Raw genomic sequence first — 26275 nt, forward strand, 5'->3', positions numbered from 1 at the left:
ATGCGAAACCTGGGACGTGCCACGTGCAAGAGCGATGGTGCTCATTGCCGCGGCCGCGGGTCTTTTCACCCGAATGCTGATCGCGGCGAATATGCCGGGCCCGGCCGATGTGCGAATCTTTCGTGGTTTCGCAAAGGCGATCGTGCGGTACGGGCCCATTCGGATTTACGAGCAGCCGCTGCCGGGACTTCCCGTCTACAACCATCCGCCGCTCGCCGGCTGGATGCTGCTCGGTCTGAACAGACTCTCCGAACTGGGTATCCCCTTCGGGACACTGATCAGATCGCCCGCCTCCATCGCCGACTTCTTCTGCGCGCTCCTCGTCTTCGAAATCGTGCGCCGGCGCGCCTCGACCGGTGCCGCCGTCGCCTGCGGAGTGGGAGTGGCCGCCAGCCCCGTACTGATCGCCACCTCCGGCTATCACGGCAACACCGACGCGGTCGCCATCACCTTCGCCCTGGCCGCCGCCCATCTGCTGGCGGACCGCAAGGCGCCGCTGGCCGCCGGGCTCGCCGCCGCGCTCTCGATCAGCATCAAGTTCATCCCCGTCGTGGTGATCCCGGCGCTGTTCCTCGTCGCGCTGCGGGCCGGCCGGCCGGCCTTCGTCCGCTTCTCCGCCGGTTTCGCCGCGCTGATCGCCCTCGTCTGGGGGCCGGTCCTGATGACCGTGCCGGAGAACCTCAAGGAGAACGTCCTGGAGTACGCGGGCGGCGGCTACCGGCTGTGGGGGCTCGTCCGGTTCGCCGACCTGTTCGGCCTGCCGGAGTCCTTCATCACCTTCATCGAGGGCGACGGCCACTTCCTGTTCGTACTGGCCTGCGTGGCGGCCGGGGTCTGGCTCGCGTGGCTGCGGCCCGCGCAGCTGCCGGTCGTCGTCGCCGTCACGATGGGCCTGTTGCTGCTGCTCTCCACCGCGTCCGCGCTCCAGTACCTGACCTGGGCCGCCGCCGGGCTGTTCGTCGTCGGGTTCTGGGAGGGCGCCGCGTACGGCTGCCTGCTCGGTCTGACAGCGGTCCTCGGCTACCACGGACGCTCCGCCGTGCGCTGGAGCGAAACGGTGCTGCATCTCGCCGAGGCCGGCTGGGTGGTTCTCGCCGTGGGCCTCTTCAGCGGGATCCGCAAGATCCTCGCCACCCGGCCGGGCCCGCCCGGACAGCCCCCCGCCGGGTGCGGCACGGTCACCGCGCCCCGTACCTCGCAGCCCACCGGTTCCGCCGTCAACTGACCGCCTCCGAGCAGCAAGCACCACGTACCGAGCACCGAGCGCAACTGGAGAACGCCCCGTGAAGGAAAGCCCGAGCCCCAGGATCGGCATCCTGGTGGTCGCGTACAACGCCGAGACGACGCTGGAGAAGACCCTCGACCGTATTCCGGAGGACTTCCGGTCCAAGGTCGCCGAAATCCTCATTCTCGACGACGCGAGCCATGACGCGACCTTCACCGCGGGCTGCCGCTGGTCGCAGACGGAAGGAATGCCGCGGACCGTGGTGATGCGGCACACCAAGAACCTCGGATACGGCGGGAACCAGAAGGCCGGATACGCGCTGGCCGCCGAGCACGGACTCGACATCATCGTGCTGCTGCACGGCGACGGACAGTACGCCCCGGAATTCCTGCCCGACATGGTCGCACCCATCGAACGCGGCGAATGCGAGGCCGTCTTCGGATCGCGGATGATGAAATCCGGATCCGCGCTCAAGGGCGGCATGCCGATGTACAAATGGCTCGGCAACCGCATTCTCACCCGCCTGGAGAACGCCCTGCTGGGCTCGCAGCTCTCCGAATTCCACTCCGGGTACCGCGCCTACAGCGTCGCGGCCCTCAAGAAGCTGCCGATCCACCGGAACACCGACGCGTTCGACTTCGACACCCAGATCATCGTCCAGCTGCTCAACGAGGGGATGCGGATCAAGGAGATCCCCGTCCCCACCTACTACGGCGACGAGATCTGCTACGTCAACGGCATGAAGTACGCGAAGGACGTCGTCAAGGACGTCCTCGAATACCGGCTCGCCGTCAAGGGATTCGGCACCTGCGGCTGGATCCCCAAGCCCGTCGAGTACGCGTTCAAGGAGGGCGACGGCTCCTCGCACGCCGTCATCCTGGAGAAGATGCGCAGCCTCCCGCCCGGCCGGGTCCTCGACCTCGGCTGCTCCGGCGGCCTGTTCGCCCAGCGCCTCGAAGCCCTCGGCCACGAGGTGACCGGCGTGGACTACATCGAGGTACCCGGTGTACGCGAGAAGTGCACCCACTTCCACCTCGCCAACCTGGAGGACGGGCTGCCGGTCGAGATCGGCGTCGGCTACGACTACGTGGTCGCCGGCGACGTCATCGAGCACCTCTCACGCCCCGAGCGGGTGCTCGCCGGGGTCGCCGAGGTGCTGCGGCCCGGCGGGCATGTGCTGCTCTCCGTACCGAACTTCAGCCACTGGTACTCACGGCTGCGTGTCGCGTTCGGAGTCTTCGGCTACGACCGGCGCGGCATCCTCGACGAGACGCATCTGCGCTTCTTCACCCGGGCCAGCCTGCGCCGCACCGTCAGGGAGGCGGGCTACGACGTCCTCCACATCGCGTCGACCGGGGCCCCGTTCTGGGCGCTGCTCGGTGGCGGACCGCTCCCCGCGGTCCTGGGCGGAGTGTCGAAACTGCTCACCCGGATCCGGCCGACGCTGTTCGGCTATCAGCACGTCGCACTGCTCACCCCGCATGCGGCCGAGACGATCATCGCTGGAGAGCACGTCGATGTACAGGACATCCTCAACCGACAGTACGTCCCTGCCGACCGGGTCGGCGTCTGAGGCCGCCGTCCCCCGTCCCGCCCCCTCCCCGGAGCCGCAGTCCCCGGGAGCCGCAGTCAGGAGCAAGGTCTTGACCCTCCCCAGTCTGACGCTGCTGCTGTTCGCCGTGTTCTCGTCGGCGGGCGGCCAGATCATGCTCAAGCACGGGATGAAGAGCGCCGCGGCCGCCGCGGGACACGGTGGCGGATCCGTCGCCCTGCGCGCCGCGACCAGCCCCTGGGTCGTCCTGGGCCTGGTGGTCTTCGCGGTCTCCGCCCTCGCCTGGATGGCGACCCTGGCCAAGGTGCCGCTGTCCATCGCGTACCCGTTCAACGCCCTCGGGTATCTGCTGATCGTGCTGGCCGGGGCGACCGTGCTGCACGAACGGACCTCGATGTGGACCTGGGGCGGCTCGGTGCTCGTGGTCGTCGGCCTCGTCACGGTGATGGCGGGCCAGCAACGCTGACCGAGCGTCGGACGGGCCTGAGGGCAGGCCCGTCCGACGGCCGGTTACCGTTCGCGGCTCACTTCACCGCGCCCGCCATCACGCCGGAGACGAACTGGCGCTGGAAGGCGAAGAAGACCGCCAGCGGAATCACCATCGACACGAAGGCGCCGGGCGCCAGCACGTCGATGTTGTTGCCGAACTGCCGTACCTGCTGCTGGAGGGCCACCGTGATCGGCGGTGAGTCCGAGTCGGCGAAGATCAGCGCGACCAGCATGTCGTTCCACACCCAGAGGAACTGGAAGATCCCGAGCGAGGCGATCGCCGGACCGCCCAGCGGCATCACGACCCGGGTGAAGAGCCGGATCTCGCCCGCCCCGTCCAGCCGGGCCGCCTCCAGCAGCTCCCTCGGGATCTCCGCGAAGAAGTTCCGCAGCAGGAAGATCGCGAAGGGCAGGCCGAAGGCCGTGTGGAAGATGACCACGCCGAAGGTCGTCTCGAAGATCCCGACCGCGCCGAAGAGCTTGGAGACCGGGACCAGGGCGACCTGCACCGGGACCACCAGCAGCCCCACGACCACCAGGAACCACCAGTCGCGGCCGGGGAACTCCATCCAGGCGAAGGCGTATCCGGCCAGTGAACCGATCACCACGACCAGGACGGTCGCCGGGACGGTGATCATGACCGTGCTGAGGAGGGAGTGGGTGATCGTCGAATTGTCCAGCAGCGTGGCGTAGTTGTCGAAGGTGAGCTGCGACGGGGCGGTGAAGACCTTCCACCAGCCGGTCGCCGCGATGTCGTCCGCGCCGCGCAGCGAGGACAGCAGCAGCCCCACCGTCGGCATCAGCCAGAACAGGCCCACCAGGACGAGGAAGATCCGCATCGCACCACCGCCGGCGCGGGCGGCGATGCGTGCGCCGAGGGACCGCTCGGCCTTCACCGGAACGTCTTCGGCCGAGGTGCTCGTGGCCGTCGTCGGCGCTGTCGTCATCGGCGCCCCTCCTTCCGGATCCGGCGGATGTTGACGTACATCACCGGGAGTACCAGCAGCAGCAGGAGTACGGCGATGGCGCTGCCGATCCCGAGGTCCGCGTCCGTGCCGAACGAGGACCGGTAGAGCTGGAGCGCCAGCACGTTCGCGTCGTCCTGCGAGGAGCCCGGCGCGATGATGAAGACCAGGTCGAAGATCTTCAGCACATTGATCATCAGCGTGACCAGCACCACCACGAGCACGGGCGCCAGCATCGGCACCGTGATCCGGCGGAACACCTGCCACTCGTTCGCGCCGTCCACCCGGGCCGCTTCGAGGAGTTCACGGGGCAGCCCCGCGAGCCCCGCCGCGATCAGCACCATCGCGAACCCGGCCCACATCCAGACGTACGAACCGATGATCCCGGGGGTGACGAGGGTCGGGCCGAGCCACTCGACCCCGTTGTACGGCTCCTTGAAGTTCGAGGCGGGCAGCCGGATTCCGGCGCCGTCCGCCGACGCGGGCAGGGTGAACGTACCGTCCGCGCCCGCCGTCGCCGAGGCGACCACCTTGCCGTCCTTGACCGCCTCGACCTTGAGGCCCTTGAGCCCCAGCTCCTCGGCGTCGATGACATTGGGCCGGCCTCCGCCGCCCTTGGTGAAGTCCAGCCAGGCGGTGCCGGAGATCTCGCCGTCCTTCGCCGCGGCGGCCTTCGCGGGTTCCGCGTCCTTCGGCATGTTCGCCGGGACCACCCCGACCAGCGGCAGCCGCACCGGCTGCCCGGCCCGTACCGGCGCCTTGGTGACGAACGAACCGCCGGGACCCGCCTTGAGCGGGTGGACGGGCAGCGGATGCGCCTTCGGATACCCAGCCGACTCGGCGAAGGTGTCGTGCACGCCCACCCACACGGCGTTGGCGACCCCGCGCTCCGGAGCGGCGTCGTACACCAGCCGGAAGATGATGCCGGCGGCGAGCATGGAGATCGCCATCGGCATGAAGACGACCAGCTTGAACGCCGTGCCCCAGCGGATCCGCTCCGTGAGCACCGCGAAGATCAGCCCGAGCGCCGTGGAGACCGTCGGCGCGAGCACGACCCAGATCGCGTTGTTCTTGACCGCCGTACGGATGGTGTCGTCCGTGAACAGCGCCTTGTAGTTGTCGAATCCGGCGAAGCCCGTACCCGCCTGGTCGAGGAACGACCGGTAGACGGAGTACACGATCGGATAGACCACGAGCGCGCCCAGCAGCACCAGCGCGGGTGCCAGGAAGAGGACCGCGATGAACCGGCGGGTGCCGGTCACGCTGCGGCGGCTGCGCCCCGGGCCGCCGGGCGGCGGGTCGGACGGCTTCCTGGGCGCGGGCACCGACGGCTCCGCGGACGATTGCTTGTCGGCGGGGGGCACCGCGTCGGCGCCCCCCGCTGCGGCTGTCGTCATCCCGTCAGCTCTTGTACGCCTTGGCCGCGTCGGACTCCAGCTTCGCTTGAGTCCCCGCGATGTCCTTCGGGTTCTTCAGGAAGTCCTGGAGGGTCTTCCACTCGCCCTTGCCGGGCGTCCCGCCGAAGGACTGCGGCGCCTGGTCGGACATGTCGAACCGGACGGCGTCACCGGCCGAGATCAGCGCCTTCGCCATCGTGCGCTGCACCTCGTTCGGGTACGCGGAGGCGTCCAGGGCCTTGTTCGGGGAGATGAACCCGCCCTGCTCGGCCATGATCTGCGCGGCGTCGGTCGAGGCCAGCCAGGTCAGCAGGGCCTGGGCGCCCTTGCCGTCCTTCAGCGCCACCGCGGCGTCGCCACCGGTCACGACAGGGGACTCTGCGCCGACCGCCGGGAACGGGAACACCTTGGCGTCCGTCCCGATCTTCGCCTTCGTCTGCGCGATGTTGACGCTCACGAAGTCGCCCTCGTAGACCATCGCGGCCTTGGGCTGGTCGCCGCCGGTGAAGGTCTGGGTGACCGAGGCGGGGAACTCCGTCTGCAGGGCGCCGTCGGCGCCGCCCGCGATCAGCGACGGCTTGCCGAAGAGCTCCGCGAGCGTGGTCAGCGCGTCCTTGACGGACGGGTCCGTCCACTTGATCTTGTGCTGGGCCAGCTGGTCGTACTTCTCCGGACCGGCCTGCGAGAGGTAGATGTTCTCGAACCAGTCGGTGAGCGTCCAGCCGTCGGCGCCGCCGACGGAGACCGGGGTGACACCCGAGGCGGAGATCGTCTCGGCCGTCTTCAGGAAGTCCTTCCAGGTCTTCGGCTCGGCCGCGCCCGCGTTCTCGAACGCCTTGGCGTTGTACCAGACCAGGGACTTGTTGGCGGCCTTGAAGTACACGCCGTACTGGGTGCCGTCCACCGCGCCGAGGTCCTGCCAGACCTGCGAGTAGTTCTTGCTCAGCTGGGCCTTGGCCTCGGGGCCGACCGGCTTCGCCCACTTCTTCTGGGCGGCCTGCTGGATCGCTCCGACCTGCGGGATCATCGCGACGTCCGGCGGCTGACCTCCCGCGATCTTCGTACCGAGGAAGTTGACGATCGGGTCCTGTGCCGGGACGAAGGTGACCTTCGCGCCCGTGCGGTTCTCGAACTCCTTGAGGACCTTGACGAAGTTGGCCTGTTCGGCGCCGGTCCAGACAGCCGCGACCGAGAGCTTCTCGCCGTCCAGCTTGGGCAGTGCGACGCTGGAGGTGCTGCCCTTGCCGCTCTCCGGGCTCTTGCCCGACTTGTCTTTTCCGCCGTCGTCACTGCAACCGGTGAGGGCCAGGGCGCCGACAGCGGTGAACACCGCGGCGGCCCTGCTGATCCGAAGGGTTGTGCGCATTGCTTCCCCGTCTCTCACATCGTTGTGTGCGCACAGTCCTACGCCCGGTGTACGGGCGCCGCAATACCGCTTCTCGTGTCAACTCCTTGATCGTAATGGGCTCGTGACGTCAAGTCAGTGGATGTCCGGACCCGGTTTCCCTCAGGAGTGGACCGGCCCGAACGGGGCTATCGGCTCGGCGTTCACCGACCGGGCCGCCCACTCCAGCGCACTGGCCAGCAGGGCCAGGTCGGTCGGTCCGTTGCCCAGCTCGCGGACCGGGCGCCGGGTCGGCGGATCGCCCATCCGCTCCCACTCCAGCGGTACGACGGTGGGCCGCAGCGTGGCGGTACGCGGGATGCGCCCGGTCACCCGGCCGCCCTGGAACGGGGTCACCCGCCCGTCCGGATGCCCGAGCCTGCCCCGTCCGGGCGCCGGGTCCTCCGGGGACGGCTGGACCACCGGCGCGTCCAGCACGATGCGCAGCCGGGCCCCGTGCGCCAGGTCCGTGTCCTCCGTACGGTCCGGGCGGGCGGACGCGGCGACCAGGTGGACACCCAGCCGGCCGCCCTCCCGGGCCACGGCCTCCAGGGCCCGCACCACCGAACCCGCGGCGGGACGGCCGGGACTGCCGAGCGCCGGGGCGACCAGCGCGTCGAAGTCGTCGACCAGGACGACGAGCCGGGGCAGCGGGGAGGGCCCGGGCTCCGAGGAGCGGGCGGCGGGGCGCAGCCGGAGCGTCCCGCTCATCGGGGAGTCCACGTCACCGCGCTGTTCCGCGGTGGCCGACGGGCGCTGGCCGACCATCCGCCGCGCCACCTCGTGCCGGTGGTGCCACTCGGTGAAGTCGTACGTGCCGAGCAGCTCGGCCCGGCGCTTCAGCTCGCCGCCCAGCGCCTGGGCGAACTCCCGCATCCGCACCGGATCGGAGGCCACCAGGTGTGTGAACGCGTGCGGCAGTTCGGTACAGGGGCCGAGGCCCTCGCCGCGGTCGCTGCCCGCGCCGTCGACCAGCAGGATGCCCAGCAGGTCGGGCCGGGCGGCCGCGGCGAGCGAGGCGGCGACGGCCCGCAGCAGCTCCGTGCGCCCGCTGCCGGCCGGTCCCTCGATGAGGAGGTGGGGGCCCTCCTCCGCCAGATCCACGCTGACCGCGCCCCGGGGCCCGGCCCCGAGCACCACCACGGGCCGCCCGACGGCCGCGGACGTGCCGGTACCCGGCTCGGCAGCCGCCTCCGCGGTCGCCCCGGCGGCGGTGCGTCCGGCCGGGGCGGCGCTCTCGGCACCTCGCGCGGCGACCCGGGGCGCGTCGTCGCGCGGCCCGCTGACCCGGTTCGAGCCGCGCCCGGATCCACCGGGGTACGGGGTGCGGCCGGAGTCGGGGTACGGGGTGCGGCCCGGGGCGGGGGTGCCGTGGCCGTCGTCGCCGGGGGCGAGGGGGCGGACCGGGGTGCCGATGTGGGTGGCGTTCTCGCTGCCGGGGTACGGGGTGCGGCCCGAGCCGGGGACGTAGCCGTCCGGGCCCGCCGAACCCCCCACGCGCTGGGCGCCCACGCGGGGGCCCGCGCCGCGCGGGTACTCCGTACGCCCCGAACCGCGGCTCTCCGTATCGGCGCCGTCGCCCGCGCCACCGCCCGCCGGTCCGCCCGTCCAGCGGCCCGAGCCGCGCACCGTGGCGCCCGGCTGGTCGTCGGCGGTGGAGGCCCAGCGGGCCATCAGGGAGGCCGGCGTGGCACGGGCCAGGCCCAGCTCGTCCAGCAGCCGGGCGGTCGCCGGGAGCGAGGCCGACGCCGACCGGCCGTGGGCCGTGGAGGAGCCCTCCGTACGCAAGGGGGCCAGCGCCCGGCCGAACCGCTCGGCCCAGTGCGCCGACACCGCGTCCACCGCGGCGACCGTGCCGCGGCCCGCGGCCCGGCCGTCCGCCGTCCGCAGCAGCCGCAGGGCCGTCGCCACATCGCCGCTGAGCATCGCCACCGCCCCGCACTCGCGGAACGCGATCGAGGCGTGGCAGGCGGCTTCGTACGTGGCCGCGACCGGCGAGGTGGGCGTCGCGGCCGGGGTCTCGGCCAGACAGATCAGATGGATGCCGGCCGCGGCACCGGCGGCGGCCAGCCGGGCGGTGTTCTCGCGCAGCGCCGCCGAGCCGGGATCGCCGTCGACGATCACCACGGTGTACGGGCCCGTGTACCGCTCCGCGGCCTCGGCGACCGTGCTCCGGTCCAGGCTCGCCCAGCCGGGCCCGAGCGGACCCTCGTCCAGCCGGCGCAGCAGCTCCGTGACCCGGGCGGTGGCCTGTTCGCGGTCGTACGCGAGAAGCAGCCGGCAGTCCTGGCCGTGCGTCGGCCGCAGATGGGGCAGCCAGCCGAGCCAGGCCCACTCGCGTCTGCGCTCGTCCGCGCCACGGGCGCGGTCCGTGCTGATCAGCACGATCTCCAGATCGGCGGGGGAGTGCAGCGCGGCGAGCTGCGCCACCGTCGAACGGGCGAGCCCGGCCAGCCGGGTCCGCGGCCCGGCGAGCCCGAGCGAACCGGCCTCCCGCAGCCCCACCGTCACCGGCACCGCGGGCAGCTCGGCCCGGTCGGTCGTCCCCAGGCGCACCACGAGCGCCTCGGGGTGGGCGGTGCCGCGCTCCCACAGCCGGGGGCCCGGGCCGAGCGCGGTCAGCAGCACGGCCGCCGGGTCGGGCCAGGCGCTCCGCTCGGCGGACCCCGACGCCGCCGAAGGGGTGGCCGGGAACGGCGGCCCGGCGGCCCACGCCCCGTCGGGCGCGGCCTCGTGCACGGGTTCGCCCCGGTTGCCCGTGAGTCTGCGGGCCCAGGCGCCTATCCCGCCCCGCCGGGGCGCCCCGTCGTCCGGGACGGGGGCGGGGTGACCGGGGGCGGACGGCCGGTGCCCGTCGGCCCGCCCGTCGCCCTCGCCCCCGTAATACGCGTGACCGGCGCCGGGGTCCTCCTGCGAGGCGGGCGCGGGGGAGGCGGGCGCGGCGTAACCGTGCCCCGAGCCGTCGTCGGCACCCAGGGTGCCCGCCGTGCCGGACACCCGCAGATGACCCTCGCCGTCCGGTGCCGTGGCCAGCGCCGGCGCGGGTGCGCCGGAGGTCAGCCGGAGCGTGGACTCGCCGAGCCGCAGCAGCGCACCGGGCTTCAGCCGGACCGGGCGGTCACGGACCTCCGTGCCGTCGAGCAGGGTGCCGTTGGTGGAGCCGAGGTCCGCCACCGAGACCAGGCCGTCCGGGGAGACCGTCACCGCGCAGTGCAGCCGGGACACATCGGGGTCGTCGAGCGGGACGTCCGCGTCGGCGGAGCGGCCGATCCGGATCTGCCCGCCGTGCAGCAGATGGACCCCGCCCGCGTCCGGCCCCGCGACCACGTGCAGACGGGCCGGGACGGCGTCGTCCACCGCCTCGTCCTCGCCCGGGACCTGGAGCGAGAGCACCGCGCCGTCCACCAGCGGAGGCTCGCCCAGCGCGCACCGCTGGGCGTCGAGCCGCTCACGCCCGGCGAACAGCACCACCGCACCGCTGCCGAGCGAGCCGTCGGGCCCCAGGACGGCCGCGGCCAGGTTGGACGCCACGGTGGCGAGCGCCGTCCCTGGCGGGGCGGTGACCAGCACGTCGCACGCGCGCGCCGGGGTCTGGCCGCTGCGCGGCGCGAGGACGGTCAGCCGGATCTGCATCGCCGTCAGCGGTCCCTTCTGCGCGGGGCGCCGGGCAGGGGAAACGCCCTGTGATTCCCCCCACCCGACACGGACGCGTCGTCCGGTACAGGTTCGTCACGTGCCGCGGGGCTCCCGACCCCACAGTCCGTGCTGGAGGCATCCTCGCACCTGCGACTGACAACACGCCCGGGGGTCACCGCTAAGTGATCATGAAACGTCGGCTGTGCGCCCATAAATGCCTGCTTGGAACCTCGTCCGCGAGGACGGAACGGTTCCGGAAGAGTGTCCGAAGCGGTGTGTCGCACATGTGTACGGCAACCATTGGCCCGATGTGAGCGTCTTGTTCCGCAACCGGCCACCGCCTTCGGGGCGGCATCCGGCCAACGGCGGACAGGGCGACGAAAGCAACCGGACGGAGCCGCCCGGCCCCGCCGGTCACCCCACTAGAGTGGGCCGGAAACTCCCGGGCGGATCCGGGAGCACCGCAATCACCACGATCTGCAGGGAGCGCATGACGTGCGGCCGGTAGGCAGCAAGTACCTCCTGGAGGAGCCGCTGGGACGCGGCGCCACGGGCACCGTCTGGCGTGCCCGCCAGCGGGAGACCGCGGGCGCCGAGGCGGCCGTCGCCGGCGAGCCCGGCGAGACCGTGGCGATCAAGGTCCTGAAGGAGGAGCTCGCCAACGACGCGGATGTCGTGATGCGGTTCCTGCGCGAGCGCTCGGTGCTGCTCCGGCTCACCCACGAGAACATCGTGCGCACCCGCGACCTGGTCGTCGAGGGCGACCTCCTCGCCCTCGTCATGGACCTGGTCGACGGCCCCGACCTGCACCGCTACCTCCGTGAGAACGGCCCGCTCACCCCGGTCGCCGCCGCACTGCTCACCGCGCAGATCGCCGACGCGCTCGCCGCCAGCCACGCCGACGGCGTCGTCCACCGCGACCTGAAGCCCGCCAATGTCCTGCTCGACGAGCGCGACGGCCGGATGCACCCGATGCTCACCGACTTCGGCATCGCGCGCCTGGCCGACTCCCCGGGCCTCACCCGCACCCACGAGTTCGTCGGCACGCCCGCCTATGTGGCGCCCGAGTCCGCCGAGGGCCGTCCGCAGACCTCCGCCGTCGACATCTACGGCGCGGGCATCCTGCTGTACGAGCTGGTCACCGGCCGCCCACCGTTCGCCGGCGCCACCGCGCTCGAAGTGCTGCACCGGCACCTCAGCGAGGAGCCCCGCCGCCCCAGCACCGTCCCGGCCCCGCTGTGGACGGTGATAGAGCGCTGCCTGAGCAAGGACCCCGACCGGCGGCCCAGCGCCGAGAACCTGGCCCGCGGCCTGCGCGTCGTCGCGGACGGGATCGGCGTGCACGCCAGTTCCGCCCAGATCGCCGCGGCCGACGGTGTGGGCGCCCTGCTCGCGCCCGATCCGGCGCCCGCGGCCGTTCCCGGGACCCCCGCCGCGGCGGACCCGACACAGGTGCTGCCGAGCAACGCCGGCTCGTACGACCCGAACGCCGCCACCAGCGTCATGCAGCAGGCCCCCGGCCAGGGCCCCGCCGGGCACGCCGACCCGACCTCGGTCCTGCCGCCCGTGCCGCCGCGTCCCGACGGCCCTCCGCAGCCCGACGGGCCGCACCCCTGGCAGTCCCAGCTCCAGGCGGCCCGCGACCGCAACGAGCCGACCCAGGTCCAGTACCTCGACCCGGACCAGGACCCGCTGCGCCGCCGCCCCCAGCGCGCCCAGCCCCAGCAGCCACAGGCGCAGCAGCGGCGTCAGCCGCCGCCGCAGCAGTACCAGCAGCAACAGCAGTACCAGCAGCCGCAGCAACAGCAGTACCCCCAGCGCCGCCAGCAGCAGTACCAGCCCCAACAGCGGCCCCAGCCTCAGCAGTACGCGCCCCCGCAGCAGCCGGTGGCGCCCCAGCCGGCCCCGCGTCAGCCCCGCGAGCCGAGGCAGCGCAGCGCCAACCCGATGAGGATCCCCGGCCTCGGCTGCCTCAAGGGCTGTCTGTTCACCCTGGTGCTGCTGTTCGTCGCGAGCTGGCTGATCTGGGAACTGACCCCGTTGCAGGACTGGATCGGCCAGGGCAAGAGCTACTGGCAGGCGATCAGCGACACGGTCTCCACCGTCGGCGACTGGATCTCGAAACTGGGCGGCAGCGACAGCGGAAGCACCGGCCCCTGAGTGGCCGCAACACCATCAACTCTGTAGCTATATCGACTTCCGCGGGCCAGTTTCCACCGCATATCGCCCGCGGAAGTGAAGGTTGGCACCATCCCGGGCACTCAACCCCCCGGCCGACGCGTAACTTTGTCGACCGGGGGTCATGAGCGACGGTCCATCGCCAGCCGCTGAGGGAGCAGTCTTGGCACGGAATATCGGCAGCCGGTACACCGCACACCAGATTCTGGGGCGCGGCAGCGCCGGCACGGTCTGGCTCGGCGAGGGGCCCGAGGGCCCGGTGGCCATCAAGCTGCTCCGCGAGGACCTGGCGTCCGACCAGGAACTCGTCGGCCGCTTCGTCCAGGAGCGCACCGCCCTGCTGGGTCTCGACCATCCCCACATCGTCGCGGTCCGCGACCTCGTGGTGGACGGCAACGACCTGGCACTGGTCATGGACCTGGTGCGCGGCACCGACCTGCGCACCCGCCTCGACCGCGAACGCCGTCTCGCCCCCGAGGCCGCCGTGGCGATCATCGCGGACGTCGCCGACGGCCTCGCCGCCGCACACGCCGCCGGAGTGGTCCACCGCGACGTCAAGCCGGAGAACATCCTGCTCGACATGGAGGGCCCGCTCGGCCCCGGCGGCTCGCACCCGGCGTTGCTCACCGACTTCGGTGTGGCCAAGCTGATCGACACCCCGCGCCGCACCAAGGCCACCAAGATCATCGGCACGCCGGACTACCTGGCCCCGGAGATAGTCGAGGGGCTGCCGCCGCGCGCCGCCGTCGACATCTACGCCCTCGCCACGGTCCTGTACGAACTCCTCGCCGGCTTCACGCCCTTCGGCGGCGGACACCCCGGCGCCGTCCTGCGCCGCCACGTCACGGAGACGGTCGTACCGCTCCCCGGCATCCCCGACGAGCTCTGGCAGCTACTGGTCCAGTGCCTGGCCAAGGGCCCCGCCTCCCGGCTGCGCGCCTCCGAGCTCGCGGCCCGGCTGCGCGAGCAGCTCCCGCAGCTGGCCGGCATCCCGCCGCTCGACGTGGACGAGCCGGACACCGAGCCGGAACCCCAGACGTACGACGAGCAGCAGTACACCCCCGCCCCCGAGGAACCCCGCCGCCGCGGCGCGGTCCCGCTGGTCCCCGGCTCGTCCGCCGACTCCAACCGCGACACCCACACCAGCATGCGCGTCCCGGCCCCCGACGAACTCTCCGGCGGCCCCCGGGGCACCGCCAGGGCCCCCCGCTCCCCGGGCACGCCCCGCCCCGGTTCGGCCCGCAACAAGTCCGCCGCCGTCCGCAAGCGCCGCCTCGCCCTGGGCGCCGCCGCTCTGGTGCTGGTGGCGGCGCTGGGTGTGGGCGGCGCGCTGGCGCTGGGCGGCGACGACGAGGGCGCACCCGCGCAGGACACGGAGAACTCGGCGCCCGCGACGCCCTGACCCGAGGCCCCGCAAAGGGCGGCCCCGGCGCTCCCCGGGCGGCCCGGACACCCCCGGAGCCCCTGTTCCCGCAGGGCCCGCGAGGCCCCGGCGCCCCGGTTCGCCGGGGCGTGATCGGACGGCCCGAGGAACGTCCGTGCCGACAGCCGTTACGCTGGACCCGTGGCAGTCGTCGATATTTCCGAAGAGCTGAAGTCCCTCTCCTCGACCATGGGGTCGATCGAGGCCGTCCTGGACCTGGATGCGCTGAGGGCGGACATCGCCGCGCTCGAGGAGCAGGCGGCCGCGCCTTCCCTCTGGGACGACCCCGAGGCAGCGCAGAAGATCACCAGCAAGCTTTCGCACCTCCAGGCCGAGGTCCGCAAGACCGAGGCGCTCCGCGGCCGGATCGACGATCTCGAAGTCCTCTTCGAGCTCGCCCAGGACGAGGGCGACGCCGATGCCCTGGCCGAGGCGGAGTCCGAGCTGGAGTCCGTCCGCAAGGCGCTGGACGAGATGGAGGTCCGTACTCTCCTGTCCGGCGAGTACGACTCCCGCGAGGCCCTGGTCAACATCCGCGCCGAGGCCGGTGGCGTGGACGCCGCCGACTTCGCCGAGAAGCTCCAGCGCATGTACATCCGCTGGGCCGAGCGGCACGGCTACAAGACCGAGGTCTACGAGACGTCGTACGCGGAAGAGGCCGGCATCAAGTCGACCACCTTCGCCGTCCAGGTGCCGTACGCCTACGGCACGCTCTCCGTCGAGCAGGGCACCCACCGGCTCGTCCGGATCTCGCCCTTCGACAACCAGGGCCGCCGCCAGACGTCCTTCGCGGGCGTCGAGGTGCTGCCGGTGGTCGAGCAGACCGACCACATCGAGATCGACGAGTCCGAGCTGCGCGTGGACGTGTACCGCTCCTCCGGCCCCGGCGGTCAGGGTGTCAACACCACGGACTCCGCGGTCCGCCTGACCCACCTCCCGACCGGCATCGTCGTCTCCTGCCAGAACGAGCGCTCGCAGATCCAGAACAAGGCATCCGCGATGAACGTCCTCCAGGCGAAGCTCCTTGAGCGCCGCCGCCAGGAGGAGCAGGCCAAGATGGACGCGCTCAAGGGCGACGGAGGCAACTCCTGGGGCAACCAGATGCGCTCGTACGTCCTGCACCCGTACCAGATGGTCAAGGACCTGCGTACGGAGTTCGAGATGGGCAACCCGGAAGCGGTCTTCAACGGCGAGATCGACGGCTTCCTGGAGGCGGGCATCCGCTGGCGCAAGCAGCGGGAGAAGTAGGCGGGAACAAGCGTTCACGGCGGTGCCGGAAACCCCATGGGGTCTCCGGCACCGCCGTTTTGGCCGGAGCCGTCAGGAGGCCGCCGCCGGAGGGGAGTTGGGGCTCCTGGTTGCGCGGATGCTGTGGCGAGTGCGTCACAGTCGTGATTCCGAATGAAGGTCAACTGCAAACAAACCAGTTCATATTGCACGGAACGGCCTTGACGTAGTCCTTAACTGTGGACAGGGTGCTAGGGCAGCATGCGTATGTCTGGGACGGGTGTGAACGGGGGCGGGCGGCATGACCACGGCTCTGTGTGGCGCCGTTCGGAGCGAACTCCGGAGAGCCGGGGCCCGCATATGGCTGCTCCACTGACGAGAACAGCTACTGGGGGTAGCAGCACATGACGAAGAAGACGCGAGTCCGCGTCGCGCGGATCGCTGCGGGCGCGGTCATCGCCGCGGGCGCCTCGCTCACCGCCGCCGGTGTGGCTTCGGCCGTCGGCGTCGATGTCAACGTCGCCGGGCTGTCGGCCAAGGCCGAGGTCGGGGCTGACAACGGCGACGGCGACGGCGAGTGCAGCCCGATCGACCCGCGCTGCAACGAGACCGGCGGCAATGAGACCGGCGGCAATGAGACCGGTGGTAACGAGACCGGTGGTAACGAGACCGGTGGTAACGAGACCGGCGGCAATGAGACCGGTGGTAACGAGACCGGCGGCAATGAGACCGGCGGTAACGAGACCGGCGGCAATGAGACCGGCGGCAATGAGACCGGTGGTAACGAGACCGGCGGCAATGAGACCGGTGGTAACGAGACCGGCGGTAACGAGACCGGTGGTAACGAGACCGGCGGCAATGAGACCGGTGGTAACGAGACCGGCGGTAACGGCAACAACGGTGGCAACGGCAACAACGGTGGCAACGGCAACGGTGGCCACCAGTCCGGCGGCACCGGCAACAACGGTGGCAACGGCAACGGCGGCAACAGCTCCTCCGGCACCTCCGGCAACGGCGGCACGGACAACGGCGGCACCACCGGCACCGGCGGTACCACCGGCTCCGTGACCGGCGGCGGCGACGACGCCGGCACCTGCACCGTCGACCTCGACGGCGCGAAGTGCGCGGACAACACCACCCCCGACTCCGTCGGCAACCAGCCGGTCGAGCAGGGCAAGGGCAAGGACGAGCTCGCCGAGACCGGTGCCGCCGAGACCACGTTCCTGCTGGTCGGCGCCGCGACGATGATCGCCGGAGGCATCGGCTTCCGGATGCTGCCGCGCCTCGTGAACGGCCGTACGGTCGCCTAACGGTCACCCGCGGTAACGGCTGCACAGCCACACGGATACACAGATACGCACAGAGGGGCCCGGGACGCCGATCGGCATCCCGGGCCCCTCCGCGTACACGTACCGGCGCCTGCGGGCCGGCAGACGGGGCGGGCGGCTACACGGTCTGGTGCGCCAGCAGTGCCAGCGCGCCCAGCAGCACCACCAGCAGGGCCACCAGCATCGCCGGGTTCAGCCCGGCGAACATTCCCTGCTCCTGTTCCTGCTGCAGCCGCGCACGGCTGGCCCGGCACACGGGGCAGCGGCCCTCGTTGACGGGCGCCGCGCAGTTCGCGCACACCAATCGGTCATAGGTCATGCGCTTTCCTCCTCCCGCGCGGCGGAGCCGCATACGCTTTCTCTCCGCACAACGCTCATGGAAACGCAACCGTTCCCCCTACCACTGTGCCAGCTCGCGCGGATTTCGGCGCGGCCCGCCGGACATCACCCGTTCCGTCGCACTTCGGCCCCGCTTCCGGCCGGTACCGTTCCGCCATAAATCGCCCATCCTCGGACGCGCGCCTGCACGCGTCAGTCCGGTTCGCGTATGGTCACGCACACCTACTCCCGGCCGACCGTGGTGCATCCGTGATCCGATTCGACAACGTCTCCAAGACCTACCCGAAGCAGAGCCGCCCCGCTCTACGGGATGTGTCCCTCGATATCGAGAAGGGCGAGTTCGTCTTCCTGGTGGGCTCGTCCGGCTCCGGCAAGTCCACCTTCATGCGGCTCATCCTCCGTGAGGAGCGCGCAAGTCAGGGCGCGGTCCACGTCCTGGGCAAGGACCTCGCGCGCCTGTCCAACTGGAAGGTGCCGCACATGCGCCGCCAGCTGGGCACGGTGTTCCAGGACTTCAGACTCCTCCCCAACAAGACCGTCGCGGAGAACGTGGCGTTCGCGCAGGAGGTCATCGGCAAGCCGCGCGGCGAGATCCGCAAGGCGGTGCCCCAGGTCCTCGACCTGGTCGGCCTCGGCGGCAAGGAGGACCGGAGGCCCGGCGAGCTCTCCGGTGGTGAGCAGCAGCGCGTGGCGATCGCGCGGGCGTTCGTGAACCGTCCCATGCTGCTGATCGCGGACGAGCCGACCGGCAACCTCGACCCGCAGACCTCCGTCGGCATCATGAAGCTGCTGGACCGGATCAACCGGACCGGCACCACCGTGATCATGGCGACCCACGACCAGAACATCGTCGACCAGATGCGCAAGCGCGTCATCGAGCTGGAGCAGGGCCGTCTCGTACGCGACCAGGCCCGCGGCGTCTACGGCTACCAGCACTGAGCACCGAGCACTGAAAGGACGCCATGCGCGCCCAGTTCGTCCTGTCGGAGATCGGCGTCGGCCTCCGTCGCAACCTCACGATGACCTTCGCCGTCGTCGTCTCCGTCGCCCTCTCGCTCGCCCTGTTCGGCGGCGCGCTGCTCATGCGCGAGCAGGTCAGCACGATGAAGGACTACTGGTACGACAAGGTCAACGTCTCGATCTTCCTGTGCAGCAAGAGCGATGTGACCTCGACGCCCAAGTGCGCCAAGGGCGCTGTCACCGCGGAGCAGAAGAAGGAGATCGAGGGCGACCTCCACAAGATGGACGTCGTCGACACGGTCACGTACGAGTCCGCGGACCAGGCGTACAAGCACTACCAGGACCAGTTCGGCGACTCGCCCATGGCGAGCAACATCACGCCGGACCAGATGCAGGAGTCGTTCCGGGTCAAGCTCCACGACCCGAAGAAGTACAAGGTCGTCGCCACCGCCTTCGCCGGCCGTGACGGGGTGCAGTCCGTCCAGGACCAGAGAAGCATCCTGGACAACCTCTTCCAGCTGATGAACGGCATGAACGTGGCCGCCCTCTTCGTGATGGCGCTGATGCTGATCATCGCGCTGATGCTGATCGTGAACACCGTCCGGGTGTCCGCGTTCAGCCGGCGGCGCGAGACGGGCATCATGCGGCTCGTCGGCGCCTCCGGCTTCTACATCCAGATGCCGTTCATCATGGAGGCCGCGTTCGCCGGTCTCATCGGCGGTGTCCTGGCCTGCGTGATGCTGCTGGCCGGCCGGTACTTCCTGATCGACGGCGGACTGGAACTCCAGAGCAAGCTGAATCTGATCGACTTCATCGGCTGGGACGCGGTCTTCACCAAGCTGCCCCTGGTCCTGGCAATCGGTCTGCTGATGCCCGCCGTTGCCGCGCTCTTCGCGCTCCGCAAGTACCTCAAGGTGTGACATGCGCCCCCTGGGCGCGCGGCCAACCGGCCGTGCGCCCAGGGGGTGTTGTCCTAGACTCGGCGACATGTCGGGCCCCACGCAGTGTTTCGGGCCCCGCGGCGTGCGCCGCGGGGCGGCCCTGACATTGGTTTTCGCGGGTGTGCTGGCCACCGGGGCGGTCACCGGTTCGCTGCCGCGCGGCAGCGCGAAGTCCGAGGAGTTCGCGACCCGTTCCGTGGCCTCCACCGTCGACCGCGACGAGGTGACCGCCGCCGCCGCCCGCGCCGTGGCCGACGGCAAGTCCGGCAAGGAGGCGGCCAAGGAGGTCGTCAGCCGCAGCGGCGACCGCTGGGGCGCCGTGTACGACGAGCGGCAGTACGAGGAGTTCGAGCAGGCCCTGGACGGCTCGTACACCGGCGTCGGGATCTCCGCGAAACGCTCCGCCGACGGGCAGGTCCAGGTGGCCCGGGTCCAGCCCGGCAGCCCCGCCGACCGGGCCGGCATCGAGCCCGGCGACCTGATCCGTACCGTCGACGGCCACCGGGTCGACGGACGCCCCGTCGCGGAGGTCGTCGCCCTGCTGCGCGGAGACCGTACGGAGGCCGCCGCGGGCACCACGGTCGTCCTGGGGACCGAGCGCGGCACCGGCCTGCGGACCGAGACGCTGCGCCGGGCCAGACTGAGCACCGAGGCCGTGACCGTGCGGCGTATCGACCACCCCCGTACCGGCTCCTCCACCCCTTCCGGCCCCTCGGACTCCTCCGGGGCCGTGCTGATCGAGGTCGACTCGTTCACCAGGGGCTCGGGCACCAAGGTCCGTGACGCGGTCCGGGCCGCCCCGTCGGACGCCGGTGTGCTCCTCGACCTCCGTGGCAACTCCGGCGGACTGGTCACCGAGGCCGTCACCGCCGCCTCCGCCTTCCTGGACGGCGGCCTGGTCGCCACGTACGACGTCCACGGCGAGCAGCGCGCCCTGTACGCACAGCCGGGCGGCGACACCGACCGCCCCCTCGTCGTCCTGGTCGACGGCGGCACGATGAGCGCCGCCGAGCTCCTCACCGGCGCCCTCCAGGACCGGGGCCGCGCCGTCACCGTCGGCTCGCGGACCTTCGGCAAGGGTTCGGTCCAGATGCCCAGCAAGCTCCCGGGCGGCTCGGTGGCGGAGCTGACCGTCGGCCACTACCGCACCCCGGCGGGCAGGGGGGTCGACGGCCGGGGCATCACCCCGGACCTCACGGTCGGCTCCGGGGCCGAGCAGCGGGCCGAGACAGTATTGAGTGGCCTCGGGGGTGGGTCGTAGTGCGAAAATGGCCGCACTATGGCTAAGGAAAAGGACACAGGGCGCAAGCTCATCGCGCAGAACAAGAAGGCGCGGCACGACTACCACATCCTCGACACCTACGAGTGCGGCCTCGTACTCATGGGCACCGAGGTCAAGTCGCTCCGGCTGGGCCGGGCCTCCCTGGTGGACGGCTTCGTCCAGATCGACGGCGGCGAGGCATGGCTGCACAACATCCATGTGCCCGAGTACGTGCAGGGGACCTGGACCAACCACTCGGCCAAGCGGAAGCGCAAGCTGCTGATGCACCGGGCCGAGATCGACAAGCTGGAGTCGAAGTCGGGCGAGACGGGCCACACGATCGTGCCGCTCGCGCTCTACTTCAAGGACGGCCGGGTCAAGGTCGAGATCGCGCTCGCCAAGGGCAAGAAGGAGTACGACAAGCGCCAGACCCTCCGCGAGAAGCAGGACACGAGGGAGACCAACCGCGCGATCTCGGCGGCGCGCAGGCGCCAGCGGAGCGCGTAGGACCGGGTCCGGCCCGGCGCCGCCGGGAATAGGCTGGCATCGTCGCGCGTTGGTCACGTACGATGGCACTGCACTCCACAGCGGGTGCGCGCATTTGAAAAAACAACATGGGGATGATCGGTTTCGACAGCGGATGTCGAAGCAGGGGAAGCGTGTCGAGGAAGCGGCAATGATCTCGTAAACCATATGTCGCAACCAATAATCGCCAACACCAAGCGCGATTCCTTCGCCCTCGCTGCCTAAGTAGCGACTTGCGAAGTGTCAGCCCGGGGGTGATCCCGACCCGGATCCTGGCATCATCAAGGGATCTAAACTTCTAGACCCGGTCACGGGGCCTGGAAGGAAATCAAACAGTGACTGAGCCCGTCGGAGACTTGTTCGCGTGATCTCCGGGGCTGAGAAAATCGCAGCGAACTGCACACGGAGAAGCCCTGATTCTGCACCGTTGGACGCGGGTTCGATTCCCGCCATCTCCACAATTCCCATGTGAACGAGGACCCCGTTGCCCACCGGCAGCGGGGTCCTCGTTCTTGTGCCCGTCAACGGTCCCGGGGCGCCCGGACCCCGATGGTCGCGACGGTCAGTGCCAGTGCCGCCGCGCAGACCGGTGCGGCGTAGCCCGTCACCTGCCCGGTGTGCTCCACCAGCCAGCCGCCGGTCGCCGAACCCGCCGCGATGCCGCCCAGCAGTGCCGTCACGGCCAGCGTCATGCCCTCGTTCAACTGGCTCTCCGGGGTCAGGCGTTGCACCAGGGTCATCCCGGTCACCATGGTCGGGGCCGTCGCCGCGCCGGCCAGCAGGAGTGCGCCGGCGAGGGCGAGCAGGGAGTCGGTCGAGGCGGCGGCGAGCAGCGGCAGGGACATCAGTGTCGTCATCCCGGCCAGGCAGATCAGCAGCCGGCGCCGGATGTCCGCGGCCGGGCGCAGCGATCCGTACAGCAGTCCGGCCACGCACGAGCCGGCCGCCTGGAGTGCCAGGATCGCGCCCCCGGCGTGGGCGATCGTGACGACCTCCATCGCGCCGAAGACCGCGCCGGTGGCGAGGAAGGCGGCGAGCAGTGCCGGCATGCCCGGGGTGCGCAGGGGGGTGCCCGTGTGGGTGCGGGGTGCCACGGGGGGTTCGGTGGCGCGCTGGGCGGCGAAGATCAGTACGCCGGTCATCAGCAGGACCGCCCCGACGAGCGTTCCGGCCTCCGGGAAGAGTGCCGCGCACAGCAGTGCGGCGAGGGCCGGGCCGAGCATGAAACAGAGTTCGTCCGCGGCCTGTTCGAAGGAGTTCGCGGTGTGCAGGGCGGCCGGGTCGCCCCGGTGCAGATGGGCCCAGCGGGCCCGGGACATCCCGCCCGTGTTGGGGGTGGTGGCGGTGGCGGCGTAGGAGGCGAAGAGGGTCCAGGACGGGGTCCCGTAGTGCACGCAGAGCAGCAGGGCCAGTGAGCCGAGCGCGGCGATCGCGGTGGCGGGCACCGCGATCCTGGCCTGTCCGTACCGGTCGACGAGCCGGGCCGTCCAGGGGGCGACCACCGCCGTGGCGGCGAGGCCGGTCGCGGTGACGGCCCCGGCCAGGGCGTACGAGCCGCGCGAGCCGGCGATCATGATGACCGCGCTGACGCTGAACATCCCCATGGGCAGCCTGGCCAGGAGGTTGCCCGCGGTGAAGGCGCGGGCGCCAGGGGTGGCGAGCAGTCTGCGGTACGGGTTGGTGGACGCCCGCCGGGCGGGCGCGGTGCGTGGGGCGATGACCAGCAGGTCACCGGAGACGGCGAGCATGGGACGGTCGGCGGGGGCTCTCTCGTACGGCATGGATCAAGCGTCGGGGCGCACGGTGTCCGGGGTCCAACACCTACTCCGTACCGATTGACGCACCTGTGTTGTAAATTCTGGTGTGGCCTCCTCCGCTGCCGGTCCCGGCACCCAGACACACACCGCCGACACCCACACCGACCCCCGGCTGCTCCGCGCCTTCGTCGCGGTCGCCGAGGAACTGCACTTCACCCGCGCCGCCGCCCGGCTCTACATCGCCCAGCAGGCACTGAGCCGCGACATCCGCCGGCTGGAGCGCGAGCTGGGCGCGGAGCTGTTCGTACGGACCACCCGGCAGGTCGGCCTCACCGCCGACGGCGAGCGGCTGCTGCCGTACGCGCGACGGGTGCTCGACACGCACGCCGAGCTCGCCGCGGCCTTCGCCGACCCCGCGGCCCGGCCGCTCTTCGTCGACCTCAACACCGACGGCATGGCGGCCGCCCGGGTGCTCGCCCGCGCCCGCGAGCTGGCCCCGGCCTGCGAGCTCATGGCGCGCTTCGAGAGCGGCCTGACCTGGGCGGCGGACGAGATCCTCGCCGGGCGGCTCGATGTCTCCTTCGGCCGCGCCGCCGGACTCGGTCCCGCGGTACGGGCACGGCTCGGCATACATCCGGTGCGGTACGAGCCGATGGCCGTGCTGCTCCCCGAGGACCACCCGCTCGCCGCGTGCGAGGCCGTCGCGCTCGACGACCTGGCCGGGGAGACCGTCTACGCGGGCAACGGGAACCCGCGCACGAAGGAGTGGACGGACTTCGCCCGGCTGCTCTTCGCCGGGCGGGGCATCGAACTGGCGCCGCCCGTCCCGCTCGCGATTGGCGTGGCCGAATTCCAGCGGGTCATGGCCAAGGACCGGAACCCAGTGCTCGCCGTGGTCGACTTCCCTCCGATTCCGGGCACCGTGGTGCGTCCGCTGGTGCGGCCCGTGCCGCTCTCGCCGCTCCTGCTGGTCTGGCGCAAGGGGCTGCGCCACCCCGGCCTGGACGCCCTGCGCGCGGCCGCGGACCAACTGGGTGCGGAGGAGGGCTGGATGGTGCGTCCGGGCGACGGCTGGCTTCCCGATCCGGACGCGGCGCTGATGCTGGAGTCCGGCTGACCGTGCACCGTGCGTATACCTTCCCGCCGGAGCGGGTCCCGCCGGGCACATGCCGGGGAGCCGCCGCTCAGCGGTGCCGGGGCCGCAGCGTGGCCGTCCGGTGTCGGGTGACGTAACGGGCGGGAAATACGGGTGAACCAGCCCTGTCACGCACCCTTGGCAGGCTCGCTCCTCGGCATCATCGGGCAGCAGCGGTACGAGAGCCGGGAAGACCATATGCGCGACACGCACGAGGACGAACAGCACGGGCCCCTCGCCGGATTCACCGTCGGGGTGACCGCCGCACGGCGCGCGGAGGAGTTCGGCGCGCTGCTCGAACGACGGGGTGCCACGGTCCTGCGCGCGCCCGCCCTGCGGATCGTGCCGCTCGCCGACGACGGCGAACTCCTCGCCGCCACCCGGGAGATCATCGGTTCCGTCCCCGACACGGTCGTCGTCACCACCGCCGTCGGCTTCCGCGGCTGGATCGAGGCCGCCGCGGGCTGGGGCCTCGGCGACCGGCTGCCGGCGGCCCTGCGCGGCGCCGAACTGCTGGTCCGCGGCCCCAAGGCCAAGGGCGCCGTCCGGGCCGCCGGGCTGACCGAGAGCTGGTCGGCCGCCTCCGAGTCCATGGCCGAGGTGCTGGACCGGCTCCTGGCCGAAGGCGTGACGGGCCGCCGCATCGCCCTCCAGCTGCACGGCGAGCCCCTCCCCGGCTTCATCGAGCCGCTGCGTGCCGCGGGCGCCGAGGTCCTCCCCGTACCCGTCTACCGCTGGACGGGACCCGAGGACATCGCCCCGCTCGACCGGCTGCTCGACACCACCCTGGCCCGCGGTCTGGACGCGCTCACCTTCACCAGCGCCCCGGCCGCCGCCTCGCTGCTCGGCCGGGCCGAGAGGCGCGGGCTGCTCCCGGAACTCCTGGGCGCGCTGCGCGACGACGTCCTCGTGGCCTGCGTCGGACCGGTCACCGCCCAGCCGCTGCGGGCCCGCGGCATCGGCACCGTCCAGCCGGAACGCTTCCGGATCGCGCCGCTCGTCCAGCTGCTGTGCCAGGAACTCCCCGCCAGGGCACCCGCGTTGCCGGTCGCCGGACGCCGGGTCCAGATCCGGGGGCACGCCGTGCTCGTCGACGGCGAGCCGCGCCCCGTGCAGCCCGCCGGAATGGCGCTGCTGCACGCCCTGGCCCGCCGGCCGGGCTGGGTGGTGGCCCGCGCCGATCTGCTGCGCGCACTGCCCGGCGGCGGCACCGACGAGCACGCGGTGGAGACGGCCATGGCGAGACTGCGCACGGCACTGGGCGCGCCCGGCCTCATCCAGACAGTCGTCAAGCGCGGCTACCGGCTGGCGCTGGACCCGGCGGAGGACGGCGGGGACCTGCGCTGAGCCCGCCGTCGGCCCCGCTGCCGCCGTCCCGTTGTCAGTGTCCCTTGGTAGAACGGGGGAGGCAGGGGAAGACCGGCGAAGGGGGTCCCATGGGTACCTGGGGCAGTGGGAATTTCGACAGCGACACGGCCGCGGACCATCTGTCGGACGTCACGGGACGGCTCGTCTCGGAGATCGAGGAGGCGATGGCCGGCGACCCGGTCGGCCTGGAGCCCGACGAGTACGACGGCGTCACCGTGCCGTGCAACGTCGAGCTGCTCTGCCTGATGGCGGAGCAGCACCACGTCGGCGCGAGGGTGCCGGAGCCGGCGGTGGCCGAGGGCTGGAAGAAGACGTTCATGGACGTGTGGGAGCGGACCATCGACGGCCTGGAGCCCGCGCAGGGGTACAAGGAGGACAGACGCGCCGAGCTGATCCGCACCTTCGACCGGCTGGTGGCCCTGGCGAAGGAGCGGAACGAGGAGCGGTGAGGGGGAGCGGGCAGGTGCGGGGGCCGGACCGGCGCCGGGATAGCGTGCCCGGATGACCCGAGACATCCACCGCCTCGACGCGGAGGTACGGCTCCGCCCCGTCACCCCGGCCGACGCCGCCGCGCTCGCCGTCGCACTGACCCGCAGTCGCGCGTACATGCAGCCCTGGGAGCCGGTGCGGCCCGACTTCTTCTACACCGAGCAGGGGCAGCGGGAGCGGCTGGCCGGGCTGCTCGCGGACCGCGACGCGGGGCGGGTGATGCCCTGGGTGCTGGCCGACGAGGAGGACCGCGCGATCGGCGGGTTCAACCTGAACGCCATCGTGCTCGGGCCGTTCCGCAGTGCCACGCTCGGCTACTGGGTCGACGTCGAGTACGTGGGCCGCGGCCTGGCCACGGCCGCCGTGCGGCGGATCTGTGAGGTGGCCAGGGACGGGCTGGGGCTGCACCGGGTCGAGGCGGGGACGGTGACGGACAACCTCGCCTCGCAGCGGGTGCTCGCCAAGTGCGGCTTCGAGCAGTACGGGACGGCCCCGCGCTACCTCCACATCAACGGCGAGTGGCGCGACCACCGGCTGTTCCAGCGGATCCTGCACGACGGCCCGCCCACGGGCTGAGCGACCGGCCGGGGACGGACGGCTACGGGCGGAGATACCGGGTACGCGGCGCATCCCGGGTACGGGGTGCAGCACTTCCCGGGTACGCGGCGCATCCCGGTGCGGGGCGCGTCCCGGGTT

General features: G+C 71.6%; 21 protein-coding genes and 1 other RNA gene. 16 read left to right on the plus strand and 6 right to left on the minus strand.

Annotated features, from left to right (window positions below):
- Positions 1–142: 142 nt before the first annotated feature.
- The 3 genes from AB0D53_RS16995 to AB0D53_RS17005 all read left to right on the plus strand — a co-directional run bounded on the left by AB0D53_RS16995 (position 143) and on the right by AB0D53_RS17005 (position 3243).
- Positions 143–1225 (plus strand): hypothetical protein, encoded by a 1083-nt coding sequence (locus AB0D53_RS16995; RefSeq protein WP_362446557.1) that lies wholly within the window; start codon positions 143–145, stop codon positions 1223–1225.
- A gap of 58 nt (positions 1226–1283) precedes the next feature.
- Entirely contained in the window at positions 1284–2798 is a 1515-nt protein-coding gene (locus AB0D53_RS17000; RefSeq protein WP_362446560.1) for a bifunctional glycosyltransferase/class I SAM-dependent methyltransferase, read from the plus strand.
- A 70-nt stretch (positions 2799–2868) separates the two neighbouring features.
- Complete coding sequence (locus AB0D53_RS17005; RefSeq protein WP_362446563.1) at positions 2869–3243, plus strand: hypothetical protein; 375 nt, start codon at positions 2869–2871, stop codon at positions 3241–3243.
- Between the two features lie 58 nt (positions 3244–3301).
- Here the strand turns inward: AB0D53_RS17005 and AB0D53_RS17010 are convergent, their stop codons facing one another.
- The 4 genes from AB0D53_RS17010 to AB0D53_RS17025 all read right to left on the minus strand — a co-directional run bounded on the left by AB0D53_RS17010 (position 3302) and on the right by AB0D53_RS17025 (position 10645).
- Entirely contained in the window at positions 3302–4213 is a 912-nt protein-coding gene (locus AB0D53_RS17010) for a carbohydrate ABC transporter permease (protein WP_362446566.1), read from the minus strand.
- On the minus strand, positions 4210–5628 hold the full coding sequence (locus AB0D53_RS17015) for a sugar ABC transporter permease (RefSeq protein ID WP_362446569.1): 1419 nt from the start codon (positions 5626–5628) through the stop codon (positions 4210–4212). Before AB0D53_RS17015 ends, AB0D53_RS17010 begins: the two co-directional genes overlap by 4 nt.
- Before the next feature lie 4 nt (positions 5629–5632).
- A complete protein-coding gene (locus AB0D53_RS17020; protein ID WP_362446572.1) occupies positions 5633–6994 on the minus strand; it encodes an ABC transporter substrate-binding protein in 1362 nt (453 codons plus the stop codon).
- A 141-nt stretch (positions 6995–7135) separates the two neighbouring features.
- Entirely contained in the window at positions 7136–10645 is a 3510-nt protein-coding gene (locus AB0D53_RS17025) for an FHA domain-containing protein (protein ID WP_362446575.1), read from the minus strand.
- A 498-nt stretch (positions 10646–11143) separates the two neighbouring features.
- On the opposite strand from AB0D53_RS17025, the gene AB0D53_RS17030 reads away from it, so the two are divergent.
- From AB0D53_RS17030 to AB0D53_RS17045, 4 genes are all read left to right on the plus strand, one after another.
- On the plus strand, positions 11144–12808 hold the full coding sequence (locus AB0D53_RS17030; RefSeq protein WP_362446578.1) for a serine/threonine-protein kinase: 1665 nt from the start codon (positions 11144–11146) through the stop codon (positions 12806–12808).
- Between the two features lie 181 nt (positions 12809–12989).
- A complete protein-coding gene (locus AB0D53_RS17035) occupies positions 12990–14228 on the plus strand; it encodes a serine/threonine-protein kinase (RefSeq protein ID WP_362446581.1) in 1239 nt (412 codons plus the stop codon).
- Between the two features lie 162 nt (positions 14229–14390).
- Positions 14391–15497, plus strand: coding sequence for a peptide chain release factor 2 (gene prfB / locus AB0D53_RS17040; RefSeq protein ID WP_124723230.1), 1107 nt, complete (start codon positions 14391–14393; stop codon positions 15495–15497).
- Positions 15498–15880: 383 nt separating this feature from the next.
- Complete coding sequence (locus AB0D53_RS17045; RefSeq protein ID WP_362446585.1) at positions 15881–16786, plus strand: LPXTG cell wall anchor domain-containing protein; 906 nt, start codon at positions 15881–15883, stop codon at positions 16784–16786.
- Positions 16787–16922: 136 nt separating this feature from the next.
- Here the strand turns inward: AB0D53_RS17045 and AB0D53_RS17050 are convergent, their stop codons facing one another.
- Positions 16923–17123, minus strand: a complete 201-nt coding sequence (locus tag AB0D53_RS17050; protein WP_072484166.1) for a hypothetical protein — start codon at positions 17121–17123, stop codon at positions 16923–16925.
- 269 nt (positions 17124–17392) lie between these two features.
- Between AB0D53_RS17050 and ftsE the strand changes: the two genes are divergently transcribed.
- From ftsE to ssrA, 5 genes are all read left to right on the plus strand, one after another.
- A complete protein-coding gene (gene ftsE, locus AB0D53_RS17055; RefSeq protein ID WP_093540601.1) occupies positions 17393–18082 on the plus strand; it encodes a cell division ATP-binding protein FtsE in 690 nt (229 codons plus the stop codon).
- Positions 18083–18105: 23 nt separating this feature from the next.
- Complete coding sequence (gene ftsX, locus AB0D53_RS17060; protein WP_362446589.1) at positions 18106–19023, plus strand: permease-like cell division protein FtsX; 918 nt, start codon at positions 18106–18108, stop codon at positions 19021–19023.
- Between the two features lie 67 nt (positions 19024–19090).
- Positions 19091–20305, plus strand: coding sequence for a S41 family peptidase (locus AB0D53_RS17065; protein ID WP_362446592.1), 1215 nt, complete (start codon positions 19091–19093; stop codon positions 20303–20305).
- Positions 20306–20323: 18 nt separating this feature from the next.
- A complete protein-coding gene (gene smpB / locus AB0D53_RS17070; protein WP_072484162.1) occupies positions 20324–20812 on the plus strand; it encodes an SsrA-binding protein SmpB in 489 nt (162 codons plus the stop codon).
- Positions 20813–20921: 109 nt separating this feature from the next.
- Positions 20922–21291, plus strand: a transfer-messenger RNA (tmRNA) gene (gene ssrA / locus AB0D53_RS17075).
- Positions 21292–21351: 60 nt separating this feature from the next.
- Here ssrA and AB0D53_RS17080 read toward each other — a convergent pair.
- Entirely contained in the window at positions 21352–22611 is a 1260-nt protein-coding gene (locus AB0D53_RS17080) for an MFS transporter (RefSeq protein ID WP_362446595.1), read from the minus strand.
- 82 nt (positions 22612–22693) lie between these two features.
- On the opposite strand from AB0D53_RS17080, the gene AB0D53_RS17085 reads away from it, so the two are divergent.
- From AB0D53_RS17085 to AB0D53_RS17100, 4 genes are all read left to right on the plus strand, one after another.
- Entirely contained in the window at positions 22694–23704 is a 1011-nt protein-coding gene (locus AB0D53_RS17085) for a LysR family transcriptional regulator (protein WP_362446599.1), read from the plus strand.
- A 216-nt stretch (positions 23705–23920) separates the two neighbouring features.
- Positions 23921–25069: a uroporphyrinogen-III synthase gene (locus AB0D53_RS17090; RefSeq protein WP_362447068.1), complete on the plus strand. Its 1149-nt coding sequence runs from the start codon at positions 23921–23923 to the stop codon at positions 25067–25069.
- 89 nt (positions 25070–25158) lie between these two features.
- Positions 25159–25539 (plus strand): DUF4259 domain-containing protein, encoded by a 381-nt coding sequence (locus AB0D53_RS17095; RefSeq protein WP_362446602.1) that lies wholly within the window; start codon positions 25159–25161, stop codon positions 25537–25539.
- Positions 25540–25591: 52 nt separating this feature from the next.
- On the plus strand, positions 25592–26155 hold the full coding sequence (locus AB0D53_RS17100) for a GNAT family protein (protein ID WP_362446605.1): 564 nt from the start codon (positions 25592–25594) through the stop codon (positions 26153–26155).
- Positions 26156–26275 lie beyond the last annotated feature (120 nt).

It is taken from the genome of Streptomyces sp. NPDC048295, from assembly GCF_040652135.1.
Taxonomy (GTDB): domain Bacteria; phylum Actinomycetota; class Actinomycetes; order Streptomycetales; family Streptomycetaceae; genus Streptomyces.

What these genes read in the sequence shown, in the direction of transcription:
- AB0D53_RS17010 (WP_362446566.1), bottom strand. Translation starts at nt 4,213, where the DNA reads ATGACGACAGCGCCGACGACGGCCACGAGCACCTCGGCCGAAGACGTT.
- AB0D53_RS17015 (WP_362446569.1), bottom strand. Translation starts at nt 5,628, where the DNA reads ATGACGACAGCCGCAGCGGGGGGCGCCGACGCGGTGCCCCCCGCCGAC.
- AB0D53_RS17020 (WP_362446572.1), bottom strand. Translation starts at nt 6,994, where the DNA reads ATGCGCACAACCCTTCGGATCAGCAGGGCCGCCGCGGTGTTCACCGCT.
- AB0D53_RS17025 (WP_362446575.1), bottom strand. Translation starts at nt 10,645, where the DNA reads ATGCAGATCCGGCTGACCGTCCTCGCGCCGCGCAGCGGCCAGACCCCG.
- AB0D53_RS17045 (WP_362446585.1), top strand. Translation starts at nt 15,881, where the DNA reads ATGACGAAGAAGACGCGAGTCCGCGTCGCGCGGATCGCTGCGGGCGCG.
- AB0D53_RS17050 (WP_072484166.1), bottom strand. Translation starts at nt 17,123, where the DNA reads ATGACCTATGACCGATTGGTGTGCGCGAACTGCGCGGCGCCCGTCAAC.
- ftsX (WP_362446589.1), top strand. Translation starts at nt 18,106, where the DNA reads ATGCGCGCCCAGTTCGTCCTGTCGGAGATCGGCGTCGGCCTCCGTCGC.
- AB0D53_RS17065 (WP_362446592.1), top strand. Translation starts at nt 19,091, where the DNA reads ATGTCGGGCCCCACGCAGTGTTTCGGGCCCCGCGGCGTGCGCCGCGGG.
- smpB (WP_072484162.1), top strand. Translation starts at nt 20,324, where the DNA reads ATGGCTAAGGAAAAGGACACAGGGCGCAAGCTCATCGCGCAGAACAAG.
- AB0D53_RS17080 (WP_362446595.1), bottom strand. Translation starts at nt 22,611, where the DNA reads ATGCCGTACGAGAGAGCCCCCGCCGACCGTCCCATGCTCGCCGTCTCC.
- AB0D53_RS17090 (WP_362447068.1), top strand. Translation starts at nt 23,921, where the DNA reads ATGCGCGACACGCACGAGGACGAACAGCACGGGCCCCTCGCCGGATTC.
- AB0D53_RS17095 (WP_362446602.1), top strand. Translation starts at nt 25,159, where the DNA reads ATGGGTACCTGGGGCAGTGGGAATTTCGACAGCGACACGGCCGCGGAC.
- AB0D53_RS17100 (WP_362446605.1), top strand. Translation starts at nt 25,592, where the DNA reads ATGACCCGAGACATCCACCGCCTCGACGCGGAGGTACGGCTCCGCCCC.